General features: G+C 41.6%; 20 protein-coding genes. 5 read left to right on the top strand and 15 right to left on the bottom strand.

The window, feature by feature from the left end:
* Positions 1-2 precede the first annotated feature (2 nt).
* The 7 genes from AC3WJC_RS18430 to AC3WJC_RS18460 form a co-directional block, all read right to left on the bottom strand.
* On the bottom strand, positions 3-2,189 hold the full coding sequence (locus tag AC3WJC_RS18430; RefSeq protein WP_492400586.1) for a peptidase domain-containing ABC transporter: 2,187 nt from the start codon (positions 2,187-2,189) through the stop codon (positions 3-5).
* A gap of 50 nt (positions 2,190-2,239) precedes the next feature.
* On the bottom strand, positions 2,240-3,580 hold the full coding sequence (locus AC3WJC_RS18435; protein ID WP_492400587.1) for a hypothetical protein: 1,341 nt from the start codon (positions 3,578-3,580) through the stop codon (positions 2,240-2,242).
* Between the two features lie 84 nt (positions 3,581-3,664).
* Positions 3,665-3,913, bottom strand: coding sequence for a hypothetical protein (locus AC3WJC_RS18440; RefSeq protein ID WP_492400588.1), 249 nt, complete (start codon positions 3,911-3,913; stop codon positions 3,665-3,667).
* Positions 3,914-4,199: 286 nt separating this feature from the next.
* Complete coding sequence (locus AC3WJC_RS18445; protein ID WP_492400589.1) at positions 4,200-5,843, bottom strand: vitamin K epoxide reductase family protein; 1,644 nt, start codon at positions 5,841-5,843, stop codon at positions 4,200-4,202.
* Positions 5,844-6,285: 442 nt separating this feature from the next.
* Positions 6,286-6,921, bottom strand: a complete 636-nt coding sequence (locus AC3WJC_RS18450) for a glycosyltransferase family 32 protein (RefSeq protein ID WP_492400590.1) — start codon at positions 6,919-6,921, stop codon at positions 6,286-6,288.
* Between the two features lie 52 nt (positions 6,922-6,973).
* A complete protein-coding gene (locus AC3WJC_RS18455) occupies positions 6,974-7,525 on the bottom strand; it encodes an O-fucosyltransferase family protein (protein ID WP_492400591.1) in 552 nt (183 codons plus the stop codon).
* A 444-nt stretch (positions 7,526-7,969) separates the two neighbouring features.
* The gene (locus AC3WJC_RS18460; protein WP_492400592.1) at positions 7,970-8,833 is read right to left on the bottom strand and encodes an alpha-1,2-fucosyltransferase; all 864 of its coding nucleotides are present in this window, start codon (positions 8,831-8,833) and stop codon (positions 7,970-7,972) included.
* 415 nt (positions 8,834-9,248) lie between these two features.
* Between AC3WJC_RS18460 and AC3WJC_RS18465 the strand changes: the two genes are divergently transcribed.
* The 3 genes from AC3WJC_RS18465 to AC3WJC_RS18475 are packed head-to-tail and all read left to right on the top strand — an operon-like array spanning position 9,249 to position 13,477.
* Positions 9,249-11,939, top strand: a complete 2,691-nt coding sequence (locus AC3WJC_RS18465) for an outer membrane beta-barrel protein (protein ID WP_492400593.1) — start codon at positions 9,249-9,251, stop codon at positions 11,937-11,939.
* A 3-nt stretch (positions 11,940-11,942) separates the two neighbouring features.
* Positions 11,943-12,713 carry a GLPGLI family protein gene (locus tag AC3WJC_RS18470; protein WP_492400594.1) on the top strand — a complete coding sequence of 257 codons (771 nt, stop codon included), beginning with the start codon at positions 11,943-11,945 and terminating at the stop codon, positions 12,711-12,713.
* 35 nt (positions 12,714-12,748) lie between these two features.
* A complete protein-coding gene (locus AC3WJC_RS18475; RefSeq protein WP_492400595.1) occupies positions 12,749-13,477 on the top strand; it encodes a DUF268 domain-containing protein in 729 nt (242 codons plus the stop codon).
* A gap of 598 nt (positions 13,478-14,075) precedes the next feature.
* Here AC3WJC_RS18475 and AC3WJC_RS18480 read toward each other — a convergent pair.
* The 6 genes from AC3WJC_RS18480 to AC3WJC_RS18505 all read right to left on the bottom strand — a co-directional run bounded on the left by AC3WJC_RS18480 (position 14,076) and on the right by AC3WJC_RS18505 (position 20,617).
* Positions 14,076-16,493 carry an ABC transporter permease gene (locus tag AC3WJC_RS18480; RefSeq protein WP_492400596.1) on the bottom strand — a complete coding sequence of 806 codons (2,418 nt, stop codon included), beginning with the start codon at positions 16,491-16,493 and terminating at the stop codon, positions 14,076-14,078.
* 274 nt (positions 16,494-16,767) lie between these two features.
* The gene (locus AC3WJC_RS18485) at positions 16,768-17,259 is read right to left on the bottom strand and encodes a hypothetical protein (RefSeq protein WP_492400597.1); all 492 of its coding nucleotides are present in this window, start codon (positions 17,257-17,259) and stop codon (positions 16,768-16,770) included.
* Between the two features lie 20 nt (positions 17,260-17,279).
* Positions 17,280-18,200, bottom strand: coding sequence for a transporter family protein (locus AC3WJC_RS18490; protein WP_492400598.1), 921 nt, complete (start codon positions 18,198-18,200; stop codon positions 17,280-17,282).
* An 11-nt stretch (positions 18,201-18,211) separates the two neighbouring features.
* Complete coding sequence (locus tag AC3WJC_RS18495; RefSeq protein ID WP_492400599.1) at positions 18,212-19,264, bottom strand: cytochrome-c peroxidase; 1,053 nt, start codon at positions 19,262-19,264, stop codon at positions 18,212-18,214.
* Positions 19,265-19,271: 7 nt separating this feature from the next.
* Complete coding sequence (locus AC3WJC_RS18500) at positions 19,272-20,102, bottom strand: MbnP family protein (RefSeq protein WP_492400600.1); 831 nt, start codon at positions 20,100-20,102, stop codon at positions 19,272-19,274.
* Positions 20,103-20,242: 140 nt separating this feature from the next.
* Entirely contained in the window at positions 20,243-20,617 is a 375-nt protein-coding gene (locus tag AC3WJC_RS18505; protein WP_492400601.1) for a hypothetical protein, read from the bottom strand.
* Positions 20,618-20,839: 222 nt separating this feature from the next.
* Here AC3WJC_RS18505 and AC3WJC_RS18510 point away from each other — a divergent pair, with 222 nt between their 5' ends.
* On the top strand, positions 20,840-21,406 hold the full coding sequence (locus tag AC3WJC_RS18510; protein ID WP_492400602.1) for a putative glycolipid-binding domain-containing protein: 567 nt from the start codon (positions 20,840-20,842) through the stop codon (positions 21,404-21,406).
* Here the strand turns inward: AC3WJC_RS18510 and AC3WJC_RS18515 are convergent.
* Entirely contained in the window at positions 21,400-22,587 is a 1,188-nt protein-coding gene (locus tag AC3WJC_RS18515; RefSeq protein WP_492400603.1) for an anhydro-N-acetylmuramic acid kinase, read from the bottom strand. The two genes, AC3WJC_RS18510 and AC3WJC_RS18515, sit on opposite strands and share 7 nt — an antisense overlap.
* A 69-nt stretch (positions 22,588-22,656) precedes the next feature.
* Here AC3WJC_RS18515 and AC3WJC_RS18520 point away from each other — a divergent pair, with 69 nt between their 5' ends.
* Positions 22,657-23,742, top strand: a complete 1,086-nt coding sequence (locus tag AC3WJC_RS18520; protein ID WP_492400604.1) for an acyltransferase family protein — start codon at positions 22,657-22,659, stop codon at positions 23,740-23,742.
* A gap of 38 nt (positions 23,743-23,780) precedes the next feature.
* Here AC3WJC_RS18520 and AC3WJC_RS18525 read toward each other — a convergent pair whose 3' ends face one another.
* Positions 23,781-25,571 carry a DUF885 domain-containing protein gene (locus AC3WJC_RS18525; protein ID WP_492400605.1) on the bottom strand — a complete coding sequence of 597 codons (1,791 nt, stop codon included), beginning with the start codon at positions 25,569-25,571 and terminating at the stop codon, positions 23,781-23,783.
* Between the last annotated feature and the right edge of the window lie 5 nt (positions 25,572-25,576).

Consider the following 25,576-nt stretch of genomic DNA (forward strand, 5'->3'; position numbering starts at 1 on the left):
GATTAATTTCCTAACTCCAACTGGTTTTTCACAAGCTCAAAGTAATGCCCTTTGAGGTCCGTGAGATAATGGTGATTTCCTTCTTCGACGATTTTGCCATCTTTCAGAACGACAATTTTATCCGCATGTTTTACGGTGCTCAGTCGGTGAGCCACTATTATAACTGTTTTGCCTTTGTAAAATTTCTGCAGGTTTTCAACAATTTCTTTTTCGTTATTTGCATCGAGCGAGTTCGTGGCTTCGTCAAAAAAAAGGTAGTGCGGGTTTTTATAAATCATCCGGGCAATCAAAATTCTTTGTTTTTGACCCTGACTAACGCCGACACCTTCAGAGCCCATTTTAGTATTATAGCCATTTGGGAGGCTTTCTATAAAAGATGTGATATTTGCCGCATCGCAACTTTCGATCAATTTTTCATGATCGATAAATTCTTCGCCAAGTGCAATGTTATGAGCAACCGTATCATTAAATATATAACCGTCCTGTAGTACAGCACCACAGGTTCTGCGCCAGTAAGAAGGACTAAAGAATTTAAATGGTTTGTCACCAACTTTAATATGTCCGTTATAATCCTTGTAGATTTTTAACAGCAATTTGAGTAAAGTTGTTTTGCCGCTACCGCTAATGCCGACAATTGCTGTTACCTTGCCCTGAGCTATTTCCAGATTAATGTCTTTCAAAACCGGTTCATTGCCCGTACCGGGATAAGTAAAGCTCAGGTTTTCAAAATGTATGGTCTTATCCGAGGGCAAGTTGGTTGTAAATGTTTGATCATGCGGCTCTTCATCATCTATTTCGTAAACTTCATTCAAACGTTCCATACTGATCTTCGCATCCTGATAGCTTTGCAATAAACCGATGAACCCATGCACAGGGCCGCTCAGTTGTCCGATGACGTATTGTATAGCAATCATTGAACCCAATGTGAGGTATCCGTCAACCACTAAACCAGCAACAATAAAGCTGATGATAAGATCCTTACTTTGGTTGATTAATAAAGCACCGGTAGACTGCCATTGATTATAGTTGAGCCCTTTTAAATTCAGTTTAAAAATACTGGCTTGTATCGATTCCCATTCCCAGCGTTTTAGATGTTCTGCATTGTTCAATTTAATTTCCTGCATACCTTGAATAAGTTGCAATGTGGAGTTATTCTCCTTTGCAGCAATGCGAAAACTTTCATAATTAAGTTTGCGCCTTATTCCTAAAAACAACCAAACCCATCCAAAATACACCAAATTACCAACTGCGAATACGGCAAACAATTTTAAATTATAACTCATCAAAACAATGGCGTAGATAAGAAAGTTGGCCAGTGAGAACACGGTGCCGAACGCTTGACCTAATATAAAGTTTTGCACATTGCTATTGTCGCCCAGTCGTTGTAGCGTATCTCCGGTATGTCTGGAATCGAAATATGATATAGGCAGACGGGTCAGCTTCATCCAAAAATCAGAAAGTACCGACATGTTAATTATGTTTGAAACTTTCATTTGCAAGCGGCTTCTGATGAAATCTACAACCGTACTCGTAACAGTGAGTATCAATTGTGCAATGAGAATCAACTTGATAAATGAAAAGTTACGGGTGTTGATCCCTGTGTCAACCATAGCTTGTGCCAGAAATGGAAATATCAGCTGAATAACAGAACTAACGATCAGTGATATGAATATTTGCGAAATACGCCAGCTATTAGGCCTGAGATATTGCGTAACCAGGCCCCAGGTGAGTTTACGAGTTTTTTCGCCTTCGTTTTCAAAGAAAGCCGGCGTAGGCTCCAACAATAATACGGTGCCCACGCTACCAATATCCTCCATTTTATTCGAAAGCCAGTAGCTATTAAACTCAATTCTGTTAAGCGTTAAAATTCCTGTCGATGGATCCGCTATTTTAGCCTTGTTTTTTGTTAAAGATATTAGTACAACAAAATGATTTTGGCTCCAATGAAGTATCGCGGGTAGGGGAGCGGTTAATAGCTTCTCAAAATTAATTTGAACACCTCTTGTTCTAAAACCGATTTTTTCAGCAGTTTCACTGATCCCCAGTAAGGATACCCCCAGTTTATTGTAACCTGCTTTCTGTCTGATAGTATCTATGTTATAGTGTATACCATAGTACGTGCTTATCATACGCAAACAGGTCGGACCGCAATCCATCGCATTTAACTGTTTATAGAAACGAAACGACATGTTTCTTTTTTTTATTTAAATCGGTGAGTAGTAACGGTAATGAATTAGATCTAAGCCGTGATTAAGTTGTATTTGAGATATGCCTGTCGAATAGTGGTCAGCCGGTTCGTGCTTTCATAAAACAAACGGCTTATTATCTTGCTGTCTTCCATGTGTAAAGGGGTGACATCTGAATACCCAAAATTAGCTTGGATAGAGATAAAGGGAAAAAGCAACATTTTGTTGCTGGTCATTCGGGAATACAACATATCTGCTATCACATACTTATCGAAAGGCTCATCCAATATTTGCTGAAAAAATTTTTTATATATGACCACAAATTGAGCTGAGAGCGCGTGATTTGTCCAGTATCTATTTTCAGTCAATGGAACTGCGTAGCCAAATTTTCCGGTTCCTCCTGATAAGATGCAGGCACCTTGATGATGAGCTTCCAGAATGTTTGTAATAAGGTATTCTTTGGAATAAGCAGTGGTAAAGCTGTGATCATCCTCACAAATAATGATCACATCATCCTCATTGGCAATAGCGGTTTTAATAACTTTGCGTATACTTTTCCATAAGCCAACGGCTCCTATTTTGTGCTTACATGCTTTAATGATATGAATATCAAATTCATTTCTGCCTTCAAATTCCTTCCGGATGTGTTCAAGTCTATCTTTTCTCTCCGGCAGGTTGATGATATAGGTTGGAATTTTGTAAGTGGATAATAAATTTTCTCCTTTTTCTCCGGTCAGTATTGACGTTTTTGGCAATGACTGGTAAAAAAATCTGACCGATTCCAGTGTTTTGAGGCTATTTTGTGCCCACTTGAATAAATTTTGAACCCTTCCTTTTTCATTATTCCGTTGTGTAGCGTCCGAATATCCGAAATCCTTCTGCGTAGAAATAAATGGGTACATAACCACTTTATTTGAAGTGAGATTTCCCATTCGGGCATCAGCCGGTGATTCGTCCATCACGGAATTTATAAGAAATGTTTTAAAGAATTTTCTGAATATTACAAAAAACTGAGTGCCGGAAAAGTCTTCAAGCCAAAATAAGTTATTTCCGATATTGATGATATTAGAAAACCAGCTAACTCCTCCGAATACCAGATCCATATTGTTGTTTTGGGCTTGTTCAATGCTTTGATAGAGATATTCTTTACTATAATCTTTGGTGAATTTATGGTCATCTTCACATATAATGATATACTCCTCCCGGCCGTTCAATGCTTCGCTAACAATAGCTTTCATCGTATTCCAAAGACCTAGTGCGCCGAATTCGCTGGTTTGAGCATCTACTATTTGCACGGCGAATTCCGGTCGTGAGGAAAATTCCTTAATAATAAACTTTCTTCTGTCTGGCCTTGTTTTTAAATTGACTATGTAGGTTTGAATAGGTTTTTGCATGTTGGTATGTTTAGGTATGCTTCAGAAAAGTATATTTCTCGATGTAGGTAATTGCAGGCCTGGAAATCAGGCCTGCAATTAAATTTAAGGCTTTATGCCACATCTTGCAAGACAATCTGCGGACGACTTGCAACCCACATATTCATTTCCGCAGTAACAATGCGCTGTACCTGTCGGGCATGCACTACCACTGCCGCTTCCACTGCCGCTTCCACTGCCGCTGCCACTACCACTGCCGCTACCGAACGATCCTCCTAATACATTTCTAAGCTGATTTCTGGTAAGCACTTCCATGTTGCTGAATTTGAGTGCTTTTAATTTCAATTTTTTCATAATATGGTTTAAAAAAGTAAGTTACCTTCCGCATTAAGCCCGGAAGGATAGGCTTCCCGGATATACACGTTTTGGTGTATAAGCCTCTCCGGTACTTTCTTTCAAAGGCTATTTAGAAAGAAATATATTTTTAAGACCCGGTGACCGGTTCTGATATAATTGATCATGATTGAGTGTAATTAGTTTTGGAAAGGGCAAACAATTCTGAATAGGCTGTTCGCAGTAAAACGGGTGAGATAATTGGTTAACGATGGATAAAGTTTGGTTTGATGTTAGGCGAAAGTTGCTAAGTTGCCAGGAAATATTTAAGATCCGCAATGGAGTAGTTATCAGGAAGTTGTCTGCCATTGATAAAAACAGTAGGGGTGTAACTTATTGAATTGTCAATGCACCATTTGTTCATTGCATCAATCTTTTGATTTTGATCATCAGTATCGATTTGCATAGGGTGTTTAGCCGAAAAATCCCCATAGTCTTTTTTTTCGGCGAGATACCAGTCATCCATTGCTTGGCGAGTGTAATGTTCATCATTTGATTGAGCTATAGTCATCAAAAGGCTTACCGGTAGTCTCCTGATATCATCCTGATCTGAGCTTGCCGTAAAAATTATCTGGATTTCCAAATCGGGATTGTTTTCAAGAAGATTTTCAAGCGGTTTATGAGCCTGAGCACAGGGGTCGCAGAAGGGATTACATACTTTGATTATTTTAGTCTGCCCGTTAGGATTACCAAGTTTTATCCCCAAATTACCTGGTGTATATTGAACCGGTTTTTGCCGGGCGAGAAGTGCATTGAAAACGTGGGGATTATGTTTTAAACGCTGTAATTCCATATGATTTGCCTTGCCCTTTTTAGCGTCTAATAATGCCGGTAAAATGAGCGTCACAGCGGCAAAAGAAATTATGTAAGATACCATAACTTGTGCCAGTGATGTATATATATCGTTCATATAAACTATCATCTGAGGCCATCCCGCCAATAATACTACAATGGTTTGCACCAACAATATGGCCTGAACCCAAAGGCACAGTAAGCACCATTGTTTCACTATAAGCCATTGATAGGACAAAGAATAAATTATATAGGGAAATGAGAGTAATACAGATACAGAGAGTAAGGAAAGCACACCGGTGTTTGTGAAGCCAGAAACGACAAGCGACATTAAATTTCCGGCAAAAAAAGTAAAGCCGATTTGGCTCCAGCTAATTCCGAATATCTTGGCTTTGTCGGAATGAAGTATCGCAGCACAGTTTACTTTAATATTTCCTGCAGCACATATTTTTTTTAAAATCGGATTGTAGCTATCTAAATCATACCATAGCAGTAATAGTGTCAATATTGTGCCAACTATTGTTACCACGCCAAAACCAAGAGGCAATAATGCAGCGTTACCCATTTGGAAAAGTCTTAGCAAGCCGTATACCACCACGCATAGAAAAAGTAATGCCAGCCCTGTGTATCTAACACTTGCCTGTTGAATTTCGATCTTTCTGGCTTTTTCGAAACCAGGCTCGCCGGCATATTCTTCAGGCTCAGTTAGGAGAGCGATTCCATTGAAACACGATAAAAAGTCCTTTTTTTTCATACTTTCCCATTGGTGGTTACCCGGGTTGAAGTAAGTTACTTGCTGGTCATGAACTTCCTTAACAACTGTAAAAAAGGAATCGGAATTTGTTTTACTTAAGCTGGTTATAAATGGAAGAGGTAATTCATCCAGATCTTCGGGCTTAACTTTAATAGTAAGATTTGCAATGCCATAGTTGTCAAAAACGTCACTCACACTTAATAAACTCGGAAAGTCCGGATGTTTTTCAATTCCTTTTTTTAGAGTAGTCCTGGTAATTCGGACCTTGTTGATAGCTGAAACCTGCCAGGCTGCGTGTACAATATCCGGTGCGGAAAACAACAATTGATACAGTAAATTCAACATAATAATATATATTGGTAGTAAGGTCAGTAAGTAGGTTTATTGCAAACTTAACAAGCGTATGAATATTTGTCACAAAGCTTCAGATAGCATCATTCCGGACTGGACTTTTAGGAAATATCCGGACAATACAATCCATGGCCAGTCATTAACAAAAATGATTTAGCAGTTTACCGCAAATCAACTGATTTGCCAAGTAGCCTTATGCTGTTCTTCCGCAAAAATTAATGCAAAATTCAGAAAGAAAAAAAATACGTGAATTATAGTTTTAACTGGTTTTTCATGATGATAATGTTTTCAGGTTTATGATATAAATTTATAAGTTATTTGGATAAAAACAAATTTATTATTTAATAATAAGTTGAATTTTAACGGTTTGTACCCGTTTTAGGCAATACCTGTTTTTTAGCTATTTGGCAATGTACCACAGGAACTTGTTGAAAGCTTACATCCATGAATGCACCCAATAATGGACCATAGCAACATCTTCCTGTCTTGTGGGCATGATGGACATCTCATCATAATCATAAAGAAATGCTTTTTTAATAGGAACCAGATTTTGACACGACAAAGTATCATTTACATAGTACACGTCGCGCATTCGGTATGGTCCTGAGTATTGGGGTGTTTTCATCATTTCCCGTTGTCCGTTTTCATAAAGCGATGCGATATCTTTGAGCAAAGAATAAAGGTATAACTCACCAGCCAGGCCGCTAAATGCTTCCGCTGCAATAGTGAGGTTTTTTGGATCCTGAATCAGATAACCTTTAGGGTTATTATTACACAAAGTAAGAAATTCACTCACGTTCAGCAGTTCAACATCCCAATCCACATAGTGACCGCCATAATAGTGAATAATAGCATATCTGGCAATATCCGCAGCTTCTGCATGATTACGTGCGTTATCAAAAGGAAGCAGGATAAATGGATAATGTTTACTAAGCAGGTCTCTAATCAAATTGTCGTTCCACACTCTTATTTCAAAATCCGATTGCTTTAGCTGATGCCAGGATTTTAGGCAATGTCTGATCAACTGGGTTTGCTTGGCGCCGACGATTTGGTGAATAATTTTAGGTATCATATATCTTGGTTTGATATTGGGGTTATAAGTTTAGGGCTTTATAAAAATGTTGTTAACTGACACTTGGGGCTTTTAAATAAATATGGCTTTCGATTGAATCATTTTCCAAGCATCCGAAGTTGTTTCGGGCAACACGAACAAATTGACCAATATTGGAGTGTGCGCAGTCTATAAAAAACTCAGATTCGACCAGCATCTGAACATCTGCTAATAATTGGATGATGGCATTTCGCTGGCTTTCTTTCGTCTTGCCATGCAGAAACTCTTCTGGTTTCCATCCGGAGCGATCTGGAAAGTTAAAGTTTAAAATTTCGCGCTTTGGAAAGGCCGCTTTAATTCTATCTAATATTTTATTATCATCCGTTGCGATAAATACCGGGAGATTGGCATCGTTTGTTATTGAATTAACCTGATCAAAGGAAGTTTTGATAGATGATCTGGTATTTATCCAATCTATATTACCACCCATTATGTGAATTCCTACATAAGGCCGGTCTATCTTAAGTGTTTCTAAGATTTTGTTGATCTTATTATGTGTTTGAGGTTTGTAAATCCATATATCTTTTATCAGTTTGCAAGCAATAGCCAAGGGCGTGCCACTCATGTAAGTGGACCGTATATAGTGGTTTGATACATATTTGTATTTGTGCTTTATGTAAGGCCAGATATCCTGTGTAAGAAAGCAATTCGCCAACGTTTTCTTTATTTGAAAAAGTTCATCAACTGTAAACTGATGGGGTAACCTTTCTGAATCAGGCCTCCGATTGTAAAGGAAATGATAAGGATCCGAGGAATGGGATGTAAATGGATTGAAAAAATCCTTCCAGATATCATCACATACCCCGGATTGATCAGAATGTAATTCGAATTTTAATTCGTTTTCAAGGCAATATAACATTGCTGAAATCATATGATTTATTTCATTGAAAAAGCTCACTTCGTGTCCTATCCGGTATATGCATCTTTTTTTGAAAGATTTGTTAGTTATCTGGTATGTGCTCGATTCATTCATAGATTTTAGCCATTATTATTAAAGGGTGTGTACATACTACACGGTTTGCCAGTTTTTGGGTAGGAAAGACAGATCAAAGTTGCCTGTCACCCATTTTTTGGGTGCTATGACAAGTTTTCTCGGGTTTTTATTCAGCCAGGCACTCCACCAACTGAATGAACTATTAGCAATAATATTATGTTTACAATGACTCATCAACACCATATCTTTATAAGAGTTATCTCCGGAATTGCCTGTTACAAATGCGCATTGTTGTTCACCAATCATTCCTTTGGCCCATTCCATATCATCGGAAAAAACGAAGAAATGCGAAACTTGGGTTTGATTCCTAACGATCTCCATTGCTTTTATATAATATTGTTGAGGTAACGGATACAGATCTGACGTATGCAAATAGTCCCCGCGTCTGATGTGGATGCTTACCGAATTGCAACTGTCTATTCGTTTTAGTAATTCGCTGTTTAATGAGTCTTCGGTAGCGAAAGGTTTGAAACAGAAAAGTTTGTGAAGGTGCTTTTTTAATCCATTTAAATAGCTGATATGTTGCCAATAGCCATCAAAGTAGCAGTTATCGCAGTGAAATACTTCCGGATAATATATATGTTCGGATATTCTTTCATCTTTTATAAAGTACCGGTCGCTCCTCAGATGATAGCTGATTGTATCGTCAGTATTCAGATTTTTTTTCAAAAAATAGTAAGCATCTCTTAACGTAGCCCGAGGTAGTTCGATATCAAACAAACGAAATATCTCTAATCCCTGATCCTGACCTCGAACCATGGTTTGCTGGTAGTAAGATACATCTAACTTTACCAATCGGTCTTTTTTCGCGATAGACAGCGCAAATGCATATTGGAACATTTGGTTGCCCAGGCCTCCCTGAATTTTGACTATAACCATTATTGCATAAATTCTACCGCATATTATATGCAAATGATACGCGGGTGAATAAACGGATTGAACTATTTTATGAAGAATTTGATATGCCGGAAATATTGCGAATAGAATACTTCGGCAATGGTAAAATAAGATAAGTTGTTACAACTTTCGAGTTATAACTTTTATGACGCTTTCAGTTTTGTTTTCGAGGTACATACTTATTACTAAACTACCCTGAATAATAAAAAAGCTTTTTTTTGAGAGAGGTGACATTGATCTTGAATTTAGGTTTGTGTGCGATTGGAATCCGCTGTTCTCAAATGTATAAACTTAGGGTTAATAATTGCAAGGCTTTTTAAAAAATAAATAACAAGTCTGAAAAATTATATTCTTGATTTATTTTGTTTTTCTATATTGCGACAACCAAGCCGCCTAAATGAAAATCACAATTTTCTTGATCTTCTCCGCTTTTTATTGCCTGCTTACTAATAATGCATCTGGCCAAGGTTGCTGTTATATAAAGGGTTGCGTTGTTGATACATCAACCAGAACTAAACTGAGTGACGTTACTATTTGCATTTTGAATGCCGGCGACTCCACATTGAAAGCATATACTTATACGAAGAACGGAGATTTTAACATAAAATTAACTCCCGGCAGATTTTTACTATTGGTTAACTACAAATCTTATGCGGATTTTGTTACTGACTTTACACTGGACTCCTTGCATTCAACATTTAATTTTGGACAAATTTCATTAATACTTAGGTCTGAATTATTAGATGAGGTGATCGTAAAAGCAAAAAGGGTTCCGGTCAAGATCAAAGGAGACACCACCGAATTTAATGCTGACGCATTTACAACTCAAAAAAATGCCAAGGTCGACCAGTTATTGCAGCAATTGCCCGGTATGAGGATTGATAAAAATGGTGGAATCATGTTTCAGGGCGAATCTATTGGAAAGGTATTGGTTGATGGTGAAGAATTTTTTTCGGATGATCCAACATTAGTTACGAAGAATGTAAGGGCTGATATGGTAAGTAAGATTCAGGTTTACAATCAAAAAAGCGATCAATCTAAATTAACTGGTATTGATGACGGCATCAAGATCAAAGTGTTGAATGTTCAATTAAGAGAAGACAAAAGCAAAGGCATTTTTGGTAATACCCTTGCTGGGGTCGGTACTCGTCAATCCTATGTAGGGCAGGGTATTATAAATAAGTTTTCTCCGGAAAAAAAAATGGCGATTTACGGCAATATAACTAATACTGCTGAAGATGGTTTCGGTTCCGGTAGCGGCGGATATAACGGCGTTGGATTACCCCAAAAAAAAAATGCCGGGTTACAGTTCAATAGCAAATGGGGTCATAACAAAAAAAGCATAAACGGTAATTACGCTATACGTAGTTTAGATCTTCAAAGAGATATTCTCAAAACGATTCAAAACAATTTGCCGGGCAATTACAATATTTTAAACCAATCGACCACACACAATGACCATAATTTCAACCAGTCGATGGATGCTGTATTTAAGGCCGACCTGGATTCTACAGCGAATCTGGAGGTGTCTGTTAACGGCACTATATCCAACAACAGCAATAACGATAATACTGTTTTTGCCACACGGCATGGAAACGGCTATGAGCTAAACAGGAATAACATCCGGTCTGAAAACGAATCTGAAACTAAAAATGTGGATACTTATGCGATCTTCAGTAAAAAACTCAGTTCCAGGGGAAATATGATCTCGGTTTTTACCTCAATTGCTGTTAACCGTAGCAAATCAAATAGTTATTTAAAAAATACGCTGCAATACTTCAACAGTTCCGGGGGGACTGATTCCATTCAGGCAACAGATCAATACAAACCGGGGCAGTTCAATAACCAAAAAATATCGGCAGGGTTTACATATTCACAACCGTTATCGCCGCATGCTTCTGTTATCGTTGCATACAGTATTAACAGCAAGCTTAAAGATAACTACAACGGTACTTTTGACAAATCGGGAAGCAATAAATATGATGTACCTGATCTGGAATTTAGCAATCATTTTAAGCTGCGAGACATGTCCAACAAATATACTTTGGGATTTTTTCTTTTCCAGGCTAAGCTGACATCAAATATTAGCATCTCCATGATCAAGCAGAACCTCAAGCAAACGGATCTGTTTACTGACACTGCGCTGATCCGGCCTTTCACTAACTGGAATTCCAACGCCAGTTTGACCTACCAAATCAATAAAGCCTCCAGTTTTACATTTACTTACCTGGGAAATACGGTTCAGCCAACCATCGAACAATTGCAGCCCCTCAAACAAAATGCGGATTTATTGAATATTGCCTTGGGAAATCCGGGTTTGAAACCGTCGTTTCAAAATGACATTTCCGTTAATTACAGGTTATACAAAACCAGTACAGATCAGGGGGGCAATTTAAGGGGTTCTTTCAGTAATCAGATCAACAGTATCATAAATAATCGTTACACGGACTCCTCGGGCGTTAACTTTTATCAATGGTCAAATCTAAAAGACCATCAACCTGTTACTTGGAGCGCTTATGCTGAATTTTATTTTCATCTGCCTATAGTTAACGCGGTCTTTACCTCCAGTTTCAATATCAGTAGAAATAGCTATTACGGATATGTGAACGGTCAACTGAATAGCTCATCTAATGTAGTGATCAACCCGGGAATAAGTATTGCAAAGAATAAATCAACCTACAGTTACTATCTTGATTTTGGAATGAATTTTTGGCGAAATAATACGTCATTACAACCAGTGGAAAATAATTCCCGACAATACTTCGCTCACCTCAATTTTAACAGCCGTTTGCCATTCAATTTTTTTGCGGGTTCTGAGAGTAGTTTTGATTTCTATTCAAAGAACCAATTCTTTGATCGTGATCTTTATCGTACACTGGTCAAGGCTTATATCGGCAGGTATTTTCTAAAGGAAGAGAATCTAAAGGTCAGCTTCAGTGCGAATGACCTTCTGAACCAGAATACGGGCTATTCGAGATCCGGGGGCACTGATGGTTTCTCAGAGGTGAGAAATAATACAATCAGACGTTACTTTATGTTATCCGTTGCTTGGGATTTTAACAAATTCGGTAAATCACTTCAACCTTGATCTATGAAATATGTAAGTGCTTTTTTTTTGATGATGCTTTTTGCCTACGGTAATATCGCAGTCTCCCAGATTCTTCATGTGATCCATCATGGGGTTATAGAATATGAAAAGACAGATAATATGTTCGCGTTAATTAAAAAGAAGGTCACCCCATCGTCCATGGAATATAAACCTCATTATGAAGAATATTTAAAGACGGAACCGCAGTTCCTCAAACTAAAAAGTACATTGACGTTTTCCAATAACAAAACCCTTTTTGTACCCACACCTTCTGCGCAGAGTATAAGTTATTGGTACGATTCTCCTATGGCCAATCAAATAAATATCATTTACTCAGATCTGGATAAGAAAGTTAGTGTGATAGAAAAGGATTTTTATGAACGTACCTATCTTGTCAAAGATTCTCTTCGTACGATAAACTGGAAACTGACTGATGAAACCCGTGTGATAGCCGGCTATACTTGCCGCAGAGCCAATGCACTTATACTTGATTCTGTATATGTTGTGGCGTTTTATACGGATGAAATACATGTATCGGGCGGCCCGGAATCATTCAATGGCCTCCCGGGAATGATTCTTGGCGTAGCCCTTCCGCACGAGAATGTAACTTGGTATGCGACCCGTGTTACTGAGCAGATCGTCAATCCGGGAATTATCACACCACCTGTTTCCGGCAAAATTGTTAATAACCGACAACTGAAAGATGATATTATCAAAACTATCAATACTGCCGATAGCTATGGTATGTTTCTGCTAAAAGGGTTAATGCTGTAGACGGAAAGAGTATAATCATTAAATACATCATTTATATGCGCCAAACGGATAAAAAGCACGATGCCAGGGAAATTTTTATTGACCAGTATTTGGCTTTGGTTAAATCTCAAAAGAAGACAAAACAACGATTTGCTTTAAATCAAGACGATCTTTACCCGTGTCTGGCGGATAATACGGCCTACACAGGATTTGATAGGCATTACGTGTACCATCCTGCGTGGGCAGCCAGAATTGTCAGGCAGATCAATCCAAGCAAGCATGTCGATATATCTTCATCCCTGCATTTTTGTTCCATGGTGTCCGCTTTTATACCTGTGGATTTTTATGACTACCGCCCCGCTAACCTGCACCTATCTGATCTGCGATCTCTTAGCGGAAATTTGATGCATCTGCCGTTTCAATCCAATACGATAGAGTCTCTTTCCTGCATGCATACTATAGAGCATATCGGACTCGGAAGATACGGAGATCCGGTAGACTATGACGGAGATGTAAAAGCTATTAAAGAATTGAAACGTGTGTTAGCATCCGGTGGCAATCTCTTGTTTGTCGTGCCACTCGGAGTACAGGATAAGATCTGTTTCAATGCCCACAGGATTTATTCGAAAGAACATGTTCTGAATTTATTTTCTGAGCTTGTCTTGCAGCAATTTGCCTTGATACCGGAAAATGAAATAGATGGTGGGATAGTAATTGATCCTGATAAAACGCTTTTAAATAAGCAAAACTATGGATGCGGATGTTTTTGGTTTAAAAAGTTATAAAAATGATAAGCTCTTAACCCCACTTTTTTTAATTATCCTTTTTTGTATACTAACAGAATACTTGTTAACAAGAATGCCGGATCATTACTATAGTCTCCTGAAGAGACAATCATGAATTTAGCTTTGATTAAGGATGCCGTTGTCCGTTCAGTTACATCAATAAAAAAATTGCAGCAATTCTGAATAGCACAGAATAACGCGATCTTCGAGTTTGCCTGAAACAGAGTTGGTCAAATTCAACATGATCTCCTTTCAAAAGGTTTAACAATTAATGACTTTTGGTAGGTAACCAAAAACCTAACCAAGGAGTTACATTATTATTGTTATAAAAAGGGTATTTATAGCATAAAAAACGCGTAAAAGACAAGTTATTGCAAACGGGTATCTGCCGCTTACAAGCAGCGGGTCACTGGTTCAAACCCAGTAGCTCCCATCAAATCCATATAATCGTCTGCTTTTTTGTTTTTAGTCCTCTCAACTATATCAAGTTTTGTCAAAACTTATTTTTACCTTGTTTTTAAAAATTTAAACCATAGGTAAACCGCAATGATATAAATCGCAGTTAAGGGAAAATTGAAATCAGCTTTTGTACAATTGGTTACTCACTGCGCAAACTGTCTGCAGGTTTTCCTAATGCGGCTCTGATACTTTGATAGCTTACAGTTAGCAAGGTGATTAGGGCAACCGCCACTGCAGCCACCGCAAACACAACCCAGGTCAGGTGTATTCTGTAGGCAAACCCCTGTAGCCATTTGTTCATAAAATACCATGCTGTTGGGGACGCACATACAAACGCGATCAATACCAACTTGAAAAAATCTGATGACAGCAGAACCGCTATGCCGCTAACGCTTGCACCTAATACTTTTCGTATGCCTATTTCTTTTGTACGGCGTTCGGCTGTAAAGGTAGCCAGGCCAAAAAGGCCAAGGCAAGCTACAAAAATGGTAAGACCGGCAAAAACACCCATGATACGGCCAATATTTTGCTCGGCTTTGTAAGTGTTGTTAAAGCGATCATCCAAAAAGGAGTACGAAAAAGGCGAGGCCGGCTTTAGATTATCCCATGATTTTTTCATACCGGCTAACACACCGCTCATATCGGCTGAATTAACCTTTACAATTAAGGAGCCTTCGCCGCCCAAAGTCATCACCAGCGGCGTAATCAGATCATGCAGGGAAGAGAAGTGAAAATCCTTTACTACACCTATTACCGTGTAGGTATTCGTCTGCCCGTTATTATCCGGCCGGGTAACGGTATGCCCAAGCGCGTTGGCACCCCATCCGAAAGCCTTTGCCGCAGTCTCGTTGATGATCATCGCGGATGAATCGCTGCCGTATTGTTTGGAGAAATTGCGCCCCATGCTTAAATGCATCCCTAATGTTGGGATATAGTCCTCGTCCACCTCATACCGGCGCGAGTTGATGAGTTCGGCAGAGCGGGTATCAGGATAGGCCAGGTAATTATTGCTGTTAGAGCTACCTGCCGGCAAATAGCCTGAGGCGCTAACACTTGCTATGCGTGGGTCTTGCTGCAAAAGCTCTTTAAACAAGCCCTGTTGTTTACCAAGTAAATACGTGTCTTGTATCACTATCACCCGGTTTTTCTCGTAACCCAATTTGGCATTATGAATAAACGAAAGCTGCTTATACACTACCGTAGTACTTATAATCAGTAAAATGGAAATAAAAAACTGAAATACAACCAGTGAGCTACGTAATGATTGGTTTTGTTTGCCTGACGTGATTTTGCCTTTTAATACCGTAACAGGATTGAACGATGATAAATAGAAAGCAGGATAGCTGCCGGCCAACACCCCGGTAACCAAACCAAACAACAACAGCAATGGAACAAAGCGCAGATTTGCTAAAAATGAGAAAGCCAGATCTAGGCTGGTGAGCAGGTTAAAGTACGGTAGTGCTATGTAAACAATGGCCACGGCAACCATCAGGGCAACCAAAGTAAGCAGTAGCGATTCTAACAGGAACTGCCATACCAGTTGCAATTTTCCTGAGCCCATTACTTTGCGCACGCCTACTTCCTTAGCCCTTTTTGAGGCGCTGGCTGTGGACAGGTTAATGAAATTTATACAGGCTATTAACAACATAAAAACGGCTACTACGCTAAATATGTACACGTAGGTGATGTTACCTGAAGGTTCAAATTCGCCGCTTAAATTGGAATGCAGGTGGATGTCTGTAATAGGCTGCAACCTAAAGCCAAGATTATTGCCCTGCTGCTTAAATTGAGCGTAAGTTACTCCCATCGCTTTTTGCAACTGTGGGCCCATGTATTTTTCTACCACACCTGGAATTTTTGCTTCGAGTTTTTTAAGGTCATAACCTTTTGGTAAAACCAAGTAGGTATAAAAACCGGACTGCATCCAGCTTGATTCCTTAGCTTCGTTAAGGCCGGACATGGAGGCAAACAACTCAAAATGAAAATGCGAACTGGCCGGAACTTCATCAATTTCACCAGTTACGGTAAGCTGCACATCATTGTCTTTTAATGTCAGTACTTTACCAATAGGGTCATCATTCCCAAAAAACTTTTTGGCAAGCTGCTTTGTGATAACTACGGTATTGGGTTGCAGCAAAGCTGTGCCGGCATTGCCTCTGATTAAAGGAAGTGTAAAAACATTAAAAAAATTACTGTCAACAAAAGCCAATTCATCTTCCCTGAATTGCTTATCGTTATAACTTACACGTGGCTTACCCACAGCGCGGATCCGGGTCGCTTCCTCAACTTCAGGAAAATCTTTCTTTAACGTTTGTGCTACCGGTGGCATCACGTTGGCTTCGTTAATATCATGCCCCTGCATCCGGGCATTAAAAACAACACGCACCATCCTGTCGGCCTTTTCATTATAACGGTCATAAGCCAACTGACTTTGCAGGTATAAAGCGATCAGCAAACAGGTAGCTATACCCAGGGCAAGGCCTAATATATTTATAGCCGTGAAACCTTTGTTTCTTAAAAGGTTTCGTAAAGCGATCTTAAAGTTATTTTTAAACATATTATCACGGTAAAATCAACGTACAATAAATTCCGCTACATTGATGCCATTATTATAAATTGCTGACTTGCAATAAATTATGTAGGAATAATTAAAAACTATGTACGTTTTTGTTACACTTTATGTGCGAAAGTGCACGTACAAACAGTTGGCCTTAATAAGGCGGTTAGGCAGGTGGCATTGAAGGTGCTCTCACAAAAAACCTCTCAGAGCAATTTGAGAGGTTTTTTTTGTGGCTTTATATTTAGGTATTTGAAGTTACATGAAACTCATACTACATCTTCATGTGATGATGGCTCATAGCCGTATCCGCTTTCAGGTTATACTTTTTGATGTAATTGCCTGATTGCTGTAAAAGCGAGCGGTATACACTGTCCAGCCGGATCACTTTTTGTTTTTCGCCTTCAAAATAAGCCACGGCTTCAGCATTGCTTTTACCGCTTTGTTCCGGCTGAAACTTCTGCATCCACTCGCTCATGTGGTTACCGGCGGTATTCAGTGCCCGGCGTAAGCTGTCTGCCTCATGGTGTAAAGCGGCAGTATCCGTTTCGGGGTGGTCCGTTTTTACTTTGAGCAAATAAGCAGGGGTAGCCAGTGTGTCCAGCTTCATTTTATTGTTCATCACCTTTTCGTCATCCGCCATCAGTTTATCGTGCATGGCAATAACTTCATCGCGCACTTGTTTATAACTGACCTCCTGTTTACAGGCTTGCATCAGCAAGCTGGCCACGGTTAGGATCAGGGCAATATATATCCGGTTTTTCATGTATTTAAATTTATGAGTTATTAAAACGCTACCGAAAGGTGTACCATCAGTCTGTTGCCCGCGCTTACCCGGTTGTTGGCTAATTGCTGCGTGGCTACATCCTGGTAGTTGGCACCTGCCGAATAGCGGCCGTAATTGGCTTCGAGCCCGCCAACTAATGAAAGCACATGCCCGCCGGATACATCAACCGTATACTTTTTATCCTCTACATCCTGCTGCGAGGTTTCATATAATACACCGGCGTTAGGGGCAACGGTCAGCTTTTTAAAAAAGCGGAACTTGTAATACAGCAAGCCGTTGGCGGTGAATTTATTGCCGTAACGGTAATCGTACTTATTGGCGGTATTGATTTTGTAATTGGCATTTACGTTTAACCCCAGGTCCATCAGGCGTACATCATAGGCCGCGTTCAGGGTAAAATCAGTACTCGCGGTACCTAACTGAAAATTGTTGGGCGATTCGCTGCCTTGTACGCGCTCGTTAGGTTCATACTTACCTGTAGGAGCTTTTATGCCCGCGCCCACCCACAGCGAGTGTACAATAAGTTGTTCGCCAACCATGCCGCGTTTGCTTAACAGGTTATAATAGCCCATAATAGCTACATCGCCTAAACCATCCTTATAACCATTGCCGGTTTGGGCGGTGCGCTCGTTAAAATTGTAGGGCACAAAAGCCAGCACCCTGAATTTTTTGCCGATGTTCCAGCCGCCCCAAACCTCCATGGTTTGGTAGGTCTCGTCAGACGTGAGGGGCGTGCGTTCGCCCAGCGGGCCAAGGTGTGTCATCAGTAGTTTATGCTGATAGCGCAAGCCTACAAAGCGTTTGTTATACTCAGGCAATATGCCTAAGTAGTAACTGCCCACGCCGCAACCACATATATCGCAGGCTAATGCGGGGAAGGTAAGTACGCTTAAAAGTAAAATGATGAGATATTTTTTCATATGAATCTTTCTTATTGTTCTGACAGGTCTTTACGGTTAATAAATTCCGTATCATCCAGCGTTTTTAAAAAGGCGGTAAGCCTGGCGCGATCATCTGTTGAGAGGGCTATGCCGCGTGTGCCATCGGTATGTTGCAGCAATTGGTCGAGGTTGGGGGTTGCCTGTACCTCGCCCGTGTAATGATCCAGCACGCCGTTCAAGGTTAAAAACCGGCCGTCGTGCATGTAAGGGGCTGTATAGGTAAGGTTACGTAAACTGGGCACCTTAAACTTATAGCGATCCGTTGCCTGCAAGGTCGCGGTGTACAAACCCTGGTCGTTTATAGGACTTGCGCCAAGGCCGTTGTTTCGGAATGATCCGTCGGTAAACAAAGGTTCGCTATGGCAGCTTGCGCATTTGGCTTTAAAAAGTTCATAACCCGCTTGTTCGTCGGCCGTAAAACTCAAGCCACCCTCTTTGCGCATCACCTTATCGTATTTGGAATTAGCGCTGACGCACATCACCATAAATTGCGATAGCGCCTTCATAAACCGGGCGGTAGTGATCTCCTCGGTACCAAAAGCAGCCTTGAACATGGCGGGGTACTTATTAACCAGCCTTAGTTTCGCCATTACATTTTCCACGCTCTCATCCATTTCCTCATGCGTGGTAATGGGGGCTATGGGTTGCAGGTCCAGGTCAAATATACCGCCGCCCCACATAAAGGCTTTGTTCCAGGCCAGGTTCATAATAGGCGGGGAGTTGCGTGTCCCCAGGCGATCGTCAATACCGTGGCTTACATCGTGCCCGTGCTGTGTAAAGGCTGATGACTGAATATGGCATGACCCGCAGGAAATGGTGTTGTTGCGCGATAGGCGGGGCTCGTAAAACAAGGTACGCCCCAATATAAAGCCGGCCTCGGTAACAGGGTTATTGGCCAGCTTATATTCAGGTTCCGGAAAATTCCCGGGCCTTTTAAAGCCTAGGAATTCATTTACCGTATCCTTTATGGCTTCTTCCTTTTTACAGGCATAAAGCATCACCCCGAAACACAGCAGCACTATCCATAATGCTCGTTTTTTCATGGTGATATTAGTTTTCAGTATGATCGTGACGGAACATGCCTGCAAAATTACCGGCAATACTGGTGCTAAAATCGCCAAACATTACGCTTGGATGCGCCGCTATGCTAAAGCTGGTGGTGCCGTTAAATACCTTGATCAAGTCAACCAGCATATGTATGTTGCTTTCGCGGTCTTTACGCACGCGGGCTATACCGCCTGTGGTCAGATCAACAGTAACTGTTTTAATGTTGTTGATGGTTGGAGCCGAATAACCGCCGAAGCCGCCGATATGGTACTTAAACTGTTTTTTACCGGATGGGTCGCCATCCGCGTCATTTGATATAACGTCGGAGTTGCCTTCCATTTTAAAGAAGATGTAACCGGAGTTCCAGCCCCAGTACATGCCATCTTCCATACTGCCTGACGGATCAAGTACACCGGTACGCTTGCTGATGTCCATAGTGCTGCGCAGGCTGTCTACACCTACGGTAAAGGTTAGTTTGGTGTAATCACCCTCAGGTACCTTAACATTGGCAAAACGTGTTGCTTTATCAGCGCCGTTAATTAAAAAATAGCTGCTGTCCTGATTTACAGTATAGGTTGTGCCATCGGCCTTGCCAACCTTAATATTGCTGATGAAGTATTGAACTTTTGATAGCGTGAATTTTTCGCCTGCGGCGTTGGTATAGGGGCTTGCGGTATTGTTTAATACCAGCGTACGCTCGCCCACAATGTTATCAAACTCTACCGAAAGCTGGGCAAGGTTGGCCTCGTTATAACCGGGTTCAATATTATCGTTGTTTTTGCTGCAGGAGGTAAAAAGGGCCGCGGCGGCCAGCACGAATAAAATTTTTTTCATGATATGTAAAATAGCCCGGGCACAGGCGTTGAGCCTTGCCGGTTAAATAAAAATTGATCAATATAATTAATGAAATGTGGCTTTGCCGTTAGCCAAAGGCTATCGCCTGATGCTGATTTATAGGCATAATAAAAATATCGTCAGGCTATTTTGGGCGGTTGGAATATGGTGATTGCCTGGTCAACCGTGCCGGGGGCAGGCAACCGGGGGAACGACTGGCGCTGAACAGGCCTTTTTATTAAAGAGAATAAAGCCGGGGTTGCAGGCAACGCTTCCTGAAATTGGTTGCGCTTGTCTTCACGTTCCTGTTTTTTCTCTTTTTCTTCGGCCTGTTTCAGCTTTTTCATCAGGTAACAGCGGCCATTACAGTTCATCCAAGGGCGTGCCTTATTTTCGCACAGGGTGGACGCGATGTAATTTTGATTTACCTGGAAACCGGCATACACAAAAAACCTGGAGAAGTTGGAACTTACCAAGGCAATGAGCAGCATTATGGCCAAACACCGGTTTAACATGGGTGCAAAGGTAGCTATAAAGCATTCAGTAAAACAAGATGAATGTGCAATTGCTAAAACGTAATTATCATTAGTCAACTAAAAGTAGCGGCCGTAAAAATTTTGATGGAATATATTAATACGGATAATAAGCTTACTGCTGTTTTAAATAAATAGCAGCTAAAATATTGGTTTACAGCTTATAAAATAAACAAGTACGGGCTGGTTGCGTTAGTGTAAATTATGGAAGAGAAAGTGATTGTATGGAAGCGCCTTACAGACTATAATTCGGTTGAGCATTGTTTGGTTACGGCATCAGCTACTGATATAACCATTTCGTCAGCCATTGCCGGTACGGTAAACGGGCAGGCGTTTGGAGTTAACTACTCGCTACTGCTTGATAGCGACTGGAACGGCAAAGAAGTTTACATTGAATATATTAGTGACGGTACTCCGCGAAGCTGGCATTATGTAAATATTGCCGGTGGCTGGCTTGGCGGTACAGATACCCAGCCGCTGCATTGCGATTGCATTGATGTTGATATAGCCGTTACGCCGTTTACCAATAGCCTGCCCATTAATCGCCTCAAATTACAGCCGGGCCAAACAGCGCAAATTGAGGTGCTGTATTTTGATGTAATGGCGCAGGACGTTTTTACAAGCAGGCAAATATACACCTGCATTAATGAGCAAACCTATAAATTTGAAGTGGCTGATGGTAGTTTTACAGCCGAACTTACCATTGACAGCGATGGCATGGTAACCAGTTACCCGGGTTTGTTTGAGCGCATATATAGCTATACTCAATAAGGTAAACTGAATTTACCCATCAATACCGCGGGGTTTTTACCAATGGCTGTTGGTTCTCCCACCAGGGCCTCGTTACCCAATAGGTCGAATAGTATAGCCTCTTTAGCGTCGGGGTTAATGCCCAAGGCGGTAGTGTTGGTTATATTGGCTTGACTTAAATGTTGTTGCAGATAAGCTATAATTACCGGATTGCTTGCACCGCCGCCACTTGCGTAAACAGTTACGTAAGTATTTAAGTAACTGTTTGCAAACCTGACTATACTCTCTGCTGTAAACGCTGTTAGCGTAGCAATCAAATCCACAGGACTCATATCGGTTATACCTTTATCCGCTATAGCTTTCTCAATCATCCCGATATTGAATACCTCCGGGCCAGTAGTTTTAGGTAATTGCTGCTCAAAAAAGGGATGTTGCAGCAGGGCATCCAGCAATTGATTATTTACGGAGCCTGACCGGGCAATTTCACCATCTTTATCAAAAGGCAAATTAAAATACTTTTTACAGGCTGCATCTATCAGGGTATTGCCGGGGCCAATATCGGTACTGAACACTTCGGCCAAATTTTGTGATGCGGGCAGCCAGGTTGCATTTGCAATACCGCCGATGTTCAATAGTAAACGGTTTTCGCCGGGTTTGCTGCCTAATAACACATCGCCATATAAAGCCAGCGGAGCGCCCTCGCCGTCACCGGCAATATGTTTCTGCCTGAAATCGCTGATGGTGATAATGCCTGTTTTTACCGCTATGAGGTCGCCATCACCAATTTGCAGGGTAGCGTTTGGGTAGCCGGGTTGCTGGTGTTGCCTTGCCGGTGCATGGTATACCGTTTGCCCATGGCTGGCAATATAATCAACCTGATCAGGCTTTATTTGCCATTGCTCAAGCGCCTGTAAGATCAGTTCGGCATGGTATTGGCCTATATAGTCATTCAGCAGGCAAAGCTTTTCCATATCTGCCCGGCGTTTGGCAAAAACCTGCCTCACCTCATCCTTAAAATTATCAGGATAGGGGATTGTTATAAAGTTCAGCAACTCAAACCGGGTTTGCATGCCATGCCCTGCAAAACGGCACAGGGCAATATCCAGCCCATCCAACGAGGTGCCCGACATCAGGCCGATGCCCAGCCGTTCATCCTTTTGGGCGATGTTGACCAATTGCTGCAAATTGCGGTTAAGTGCCATTGAACCAAAGTTATTATAATCAGTGTTTTTAAGCGCTATTATTTTTATGTTTGAGAATAAACTATTCAGATGAGCCAGCCTGTTTCAAAACGCCTTTTATCGCTTGATGTTTTTCGTGGCGCTACCGTTGCCGCCATGATACTGGTTAACAACCCCGGCAGTTGGGAATACATTTATCCGCCGCTTGAACATTCCAAATGGAACGGCTGTACGCCTACCGACCTGATCTTTCCTTTCTTTCTATTCATCGTAGGAGTATCTATCGTTTTCGCGATGGAAAGTAAAAAGGCCGATCCGGCTAATCATGGTAAAATGATCCTGACGGCCTTGCGCCGGATGGCGATACTCATTATCATAAGTTTGGGTACGCACTTGCTCTTTCACCCCGGCCTGGCTACCATGCGGATACCGGGCGTATTGCAGCGCATCGCCGTGGTGTTTTTTATCTGCACGGTGCTGTACATCAAAACTTCGCAGCGCACACGCGATTGGGTGTTTGCTCTGGCGTTAATCAGTTATTACATCATCATGTGCTTTATACCGGTACCCGGCCATGGCCCGGCTAATCTGGAGCCCGAAACTAATTTCGGTGCCTGGCTTGACCGTACCGTATTTACCGAAAGCCACTTATGGAGCCAGGCGCGCACCTGGGACCCGGAAGGTTTGCTGGGTACCCTGCCGGCCATAGCCACCGGCCTGTTCGGCATCAGGGTAGGCTCATGGCTTAAACAAAAAGATACCGAAGATAGCGTGAAAGTAACCTGGATGCTTACCTATGGGGTTGCTGCCGTAGTGCTGGCGCTGATATGGGACATGTTCTTTCCGATCAATAAATCGCTGTGGACAAGCTCCTTTGTATTGTACACCGGCGGACTGGCTACCATTGCCCTCGGCATAAGCTACTGGCTGATCGATGTAAATGGCCGTACCCGTTTCACCGGCTTTTTTATACCCTTTGGAGTGAATGCCATTACGGCTTACATACTATCCATGTATATACCGCATTACCTGGGCAAGCTCAACCTTAACAAAATATTGTTCGACCCTTACCTTTCGCCGCTTAATGCCTCGCTGGCTATGGCCCTGTTTTGGGTGTTGCTGATATGGGTAATTATGTGGGTGCTTTACAAACGGAAGATCATCATCAAAGTATAGCAGCAAAAAAGCCACCCGGCAAAGGTGGCTTTGCTGTTTTATTGCTTGGCTGCCCAGGCATCCATTTTGGTTTCGAGTACGCTGAGCGGCATAGCGCCATCTTTGAGTACCTGGTTATGGAACTCGGCAAGGTTAAATTTGCCGCCCATTTGCTTTTCGTATTTGGTACGCAGTTCGCGTATTTTAAGCGCACCGGTTTTATAGCCTAAGGCCTGTGCCGGTATACCCATGTAACGCTCAATTTCTGCCGTGGCACCCTGCTCGCCAATAGCCTCGTTATCCATCATATACTTAATGGCTTGTTCGCGCGTCATGCCTTTGGTGTGTATGGCCACATCAACCACCAGCCTGATGGCGCGGTGCATTTCATCGCCCAAAGCGCCCATGTGCTGATATGGGTCGGTATACAGGCCTAATTCTTTACCTAACGATTCGCAATACAGTGCCCAGCCTTCGGCATAAGCATTCTCAAACACTAAAAAACGACGGAATTTGGGCAAATCCTTATTCTCATACGTAAGCGAGATCTGGTAGTGGTGTCCTGGTATGGCCTCATGCAAAAACAGCGATTCCATGCCCGAGGTTACATTGAAAGTTTTGGCATCCAGTATCGGTACATAAAAAATACCTGGACGTGTGCCGTCTGCCGATCCGGGATTATACTCCGCGCTTGCGGATGCCGCCCGGAATGCCTCTGTTTGCCTGATAACGAAAGGTGTTTTAGGTTCATGGCTAAACATTTTTTTCAGGTTCGGTTTCATGCGCTGATGAATATTCTCAAAAGCGGCCAGCACCTCCTGAGGGGTTTTGTAAGGCACAAATTTAGGGTTGGTTTTCATGTACTCAAAAAAGGCCTTCATGTCGCCTTTAAAGCCAACCAGTGTTTTAATGCTGTCCATTTGCCCTTTAATGCGGGCCACCTCACTCAGGCCGGTTTGGTAGATCTGCTCCGGAGTCCTGTCTGTTGAGGTTTGCTGTTTTACCAGGTAGGCATACTTAGCCGCGCCATCAGTTACCGATGATAAGCCCGATGTGCTGCGGGTGTGCGGCAGGTAATTATTTTTAAGGTACACGGCCAGCTTTTTGTACGCAGGTACGGCCACTTCCATAATCGCTTTTTTATAGTCGGCGGTAAGCTTATCAGCATCAACTTTGGCGATGTTTTTTGGCAGGTTTTTAATAGGATCGTAAAACAGGCTCTTTTCGGGCGAGGTTACCACGAAGCTTTCCATCTGCGGGATCATTTTTACAACCAGCGCCTTTGGTAAAATCACACCGGTTTTTATGCCCTTATCAAAATTGGTAATAGCGGTATCGGCCCAAACAGAAAAAGCGCTGAGCCTTTTCAGCCAGTCATTATAATCTTTAACGGTTTTAAACGGCTGTGCCGCCGCGCCCGAGCCAAATTGCCCCATGGTTAACGGTAGGGCGTACATCTGGTTAAAAGGTAAATACTCCAGATGGTGTTTAAACCCATCCAGCGCGGTTTGAGCCTCGTACACAAAAATGTCGTAGGATAACTTGTCGTTATCGCTTAATTCCTCGCGGTTAAATGTTTTTACACTATCAAGGTAGGCTTTGTAAAAGCTTTCTGATTTTTTTAAATAATCCACAGACAATGTATTCGGCAGCTCGCCGTTGTAGCGCGGGTCGCCAATATAAGTAGCCGTAATCGGGTCCAGCTTTAAATAAGCTTCGTAATAATTATCAAAAAGTTTGGCAAGCTGTTCGTTTTTTCCGGCTGATGAGTTGCCGGCGTCTTTTGTGCCGGGTTGATTGCAGGCGGCAAATACGCCTGCCAGGCAAATGGCAATTATAGTTTTTTTCATGGTGT

This window comes from Mucilaginibacter sp. FW306-07-L (genome assembly GCF_058782065.1).

Bases quoted from the DNA above. Each gene is read 5' to 3' on its own strand.
- AC3WJC_RS18440 (WP_492400588.1), bottom strand. From the start codon at position 3,913: ATGAAAAAATTGAAATTAAAAGCACTCAAATTCAGCAACATGGAAGTG.
- AC3WJC_RS18475 (WP_492400595.1), top strand. From the start codon at position 12,749: ATGCGCCAAACGGATAAAAAGCACGATGCCAGGGAAATTTTTATTGAC.
- AC3WJC_RS18505 (WP_492400601.1), bottom strand. From the start codon at position 20,617: ATGTTAAACCGGTGTTTGGCCATAATGCTGCTCATTGCCTTGGTAAGT.
- AC3WJC_RS18485 (WP_492400597.1), bottom strand. From the start codon at position 17,259: ATGAAAAACCGGATATATATTGCCCTGATCCTAACCGTGGCCAGCTTG.
- AC3WJC_RS18430 (WP_492400586.1), bottom strand. From the start codon at position 2,189: ATGTCGTTTCGTTTCTATAAACAGTTAAATGCGATGGATTGCGGTCCG.
- AC3WJC_RS18490 (WP_492400598.1), bottom strand. From the start codon at position 18,200: ATGAAAAAATATCTCATCATTTTACTTTTAAGCGTACTTACCTTCCCC.
- AC3WJC_RS18445 (WP_492400589.1), bottom strand. From the start codon at position 5,843: ATGTTGAATTTACTGTATCAATTGTTGTTTTCCGCACCGGATATTGTA.
- AC3WJC_RS18465 (WP_492400593.1), top strand. From the start codon at position 9,249: ATGAAAATCACAATTTTCTTGATCTTCTCCGCTTTTTATTGCCTGCTT.
- AC3WJC_RS18480 (WP_492400596.1), bottom strand. From the start codon at position 16,493: ATGTTTAAAAATAACTTTAAGATCGCTTTACGAAACCTTTTAAGAAAC.
- AC3WJC_RS18470 (WP_492400594.1), top strand. From the start codon at position 11,943: ATGAAATATGTAAGTGCTTTTTTTTTGATGATGCTTTTTGCCTACGGT.
- AC3WJC_RS18510 (WP_492400602.1), top strand. From the start codon at position 20,840: ATGGAAGAGAAAGTGATTGTATGGAAGCGCCTTACAGACTATAATTCG.
- AC3WJC_RS18525 (WP_492400605.1), bottom strand. From the start codon at position 25,571: ATGAAAAAAACTATAATTGCCATTTGCCTGGCAGGCGTATTTGCCGCC.
- AC3WJC_RS18455 (WP_492400591.1), bottom strand. From the start codon at position 7,525: ATGAGTGGCACGCCCTTGGCTATTGCTTGCAAACTGATAAAAGATATA.
- AC3WJC_RS18435 (WP_492400587.1), bottom strand. From the start codon at position 3,580: ATGCAAAAACCTATTCAAACCTACATAGTCAATTTAAAAACAAGGCCA.
- AC3WJC_RS18495 (WP_492400599.1), bottom strand. From the start codon at position 19,264: ATGAAAAAACGAGCATTATGGATAGTGCTGCTGTGTTTCGGGGTGATG.
- AC3WJC_RS18520 (WP_492400604.1), top strand. From the start codon at position 22,657: ATGAGCCAGCCTGTTTCAAAACGCCTTTTATCGCTTGATGTTTTTCGT.
- AC3WJC_RS18515 (WP_492400603.1), bottom strand. From the start codon at position 22,587: ATGGCACTTAACCGCAATTTGCAGCAATTGGTCAACATCGCCCAAAAG.
- AC3WJC_RS18500 (WP_492400600.1), bottom strand. From the start codon at position 20,102: ATGAAAAAAATTTTATTCGTGCTGGCCGCCGCGGCCCTTTTTACCTCC.
- AC3WJC_RS18460 (WP_492400592.1), bottom strand. From the start codon at position 8,833: ATGGTTATAGTCAAAATTCAGGGAGGCCTGGGCAACCAAATGTTCCAA.
- AC3WJC_RS18450 (WP_492400590.1), bottom strand. From the start codon at position 6,921: ATGATACCTAAAATTATTCACCAAATCGTCGGCGCCAAGCAAACCCAG.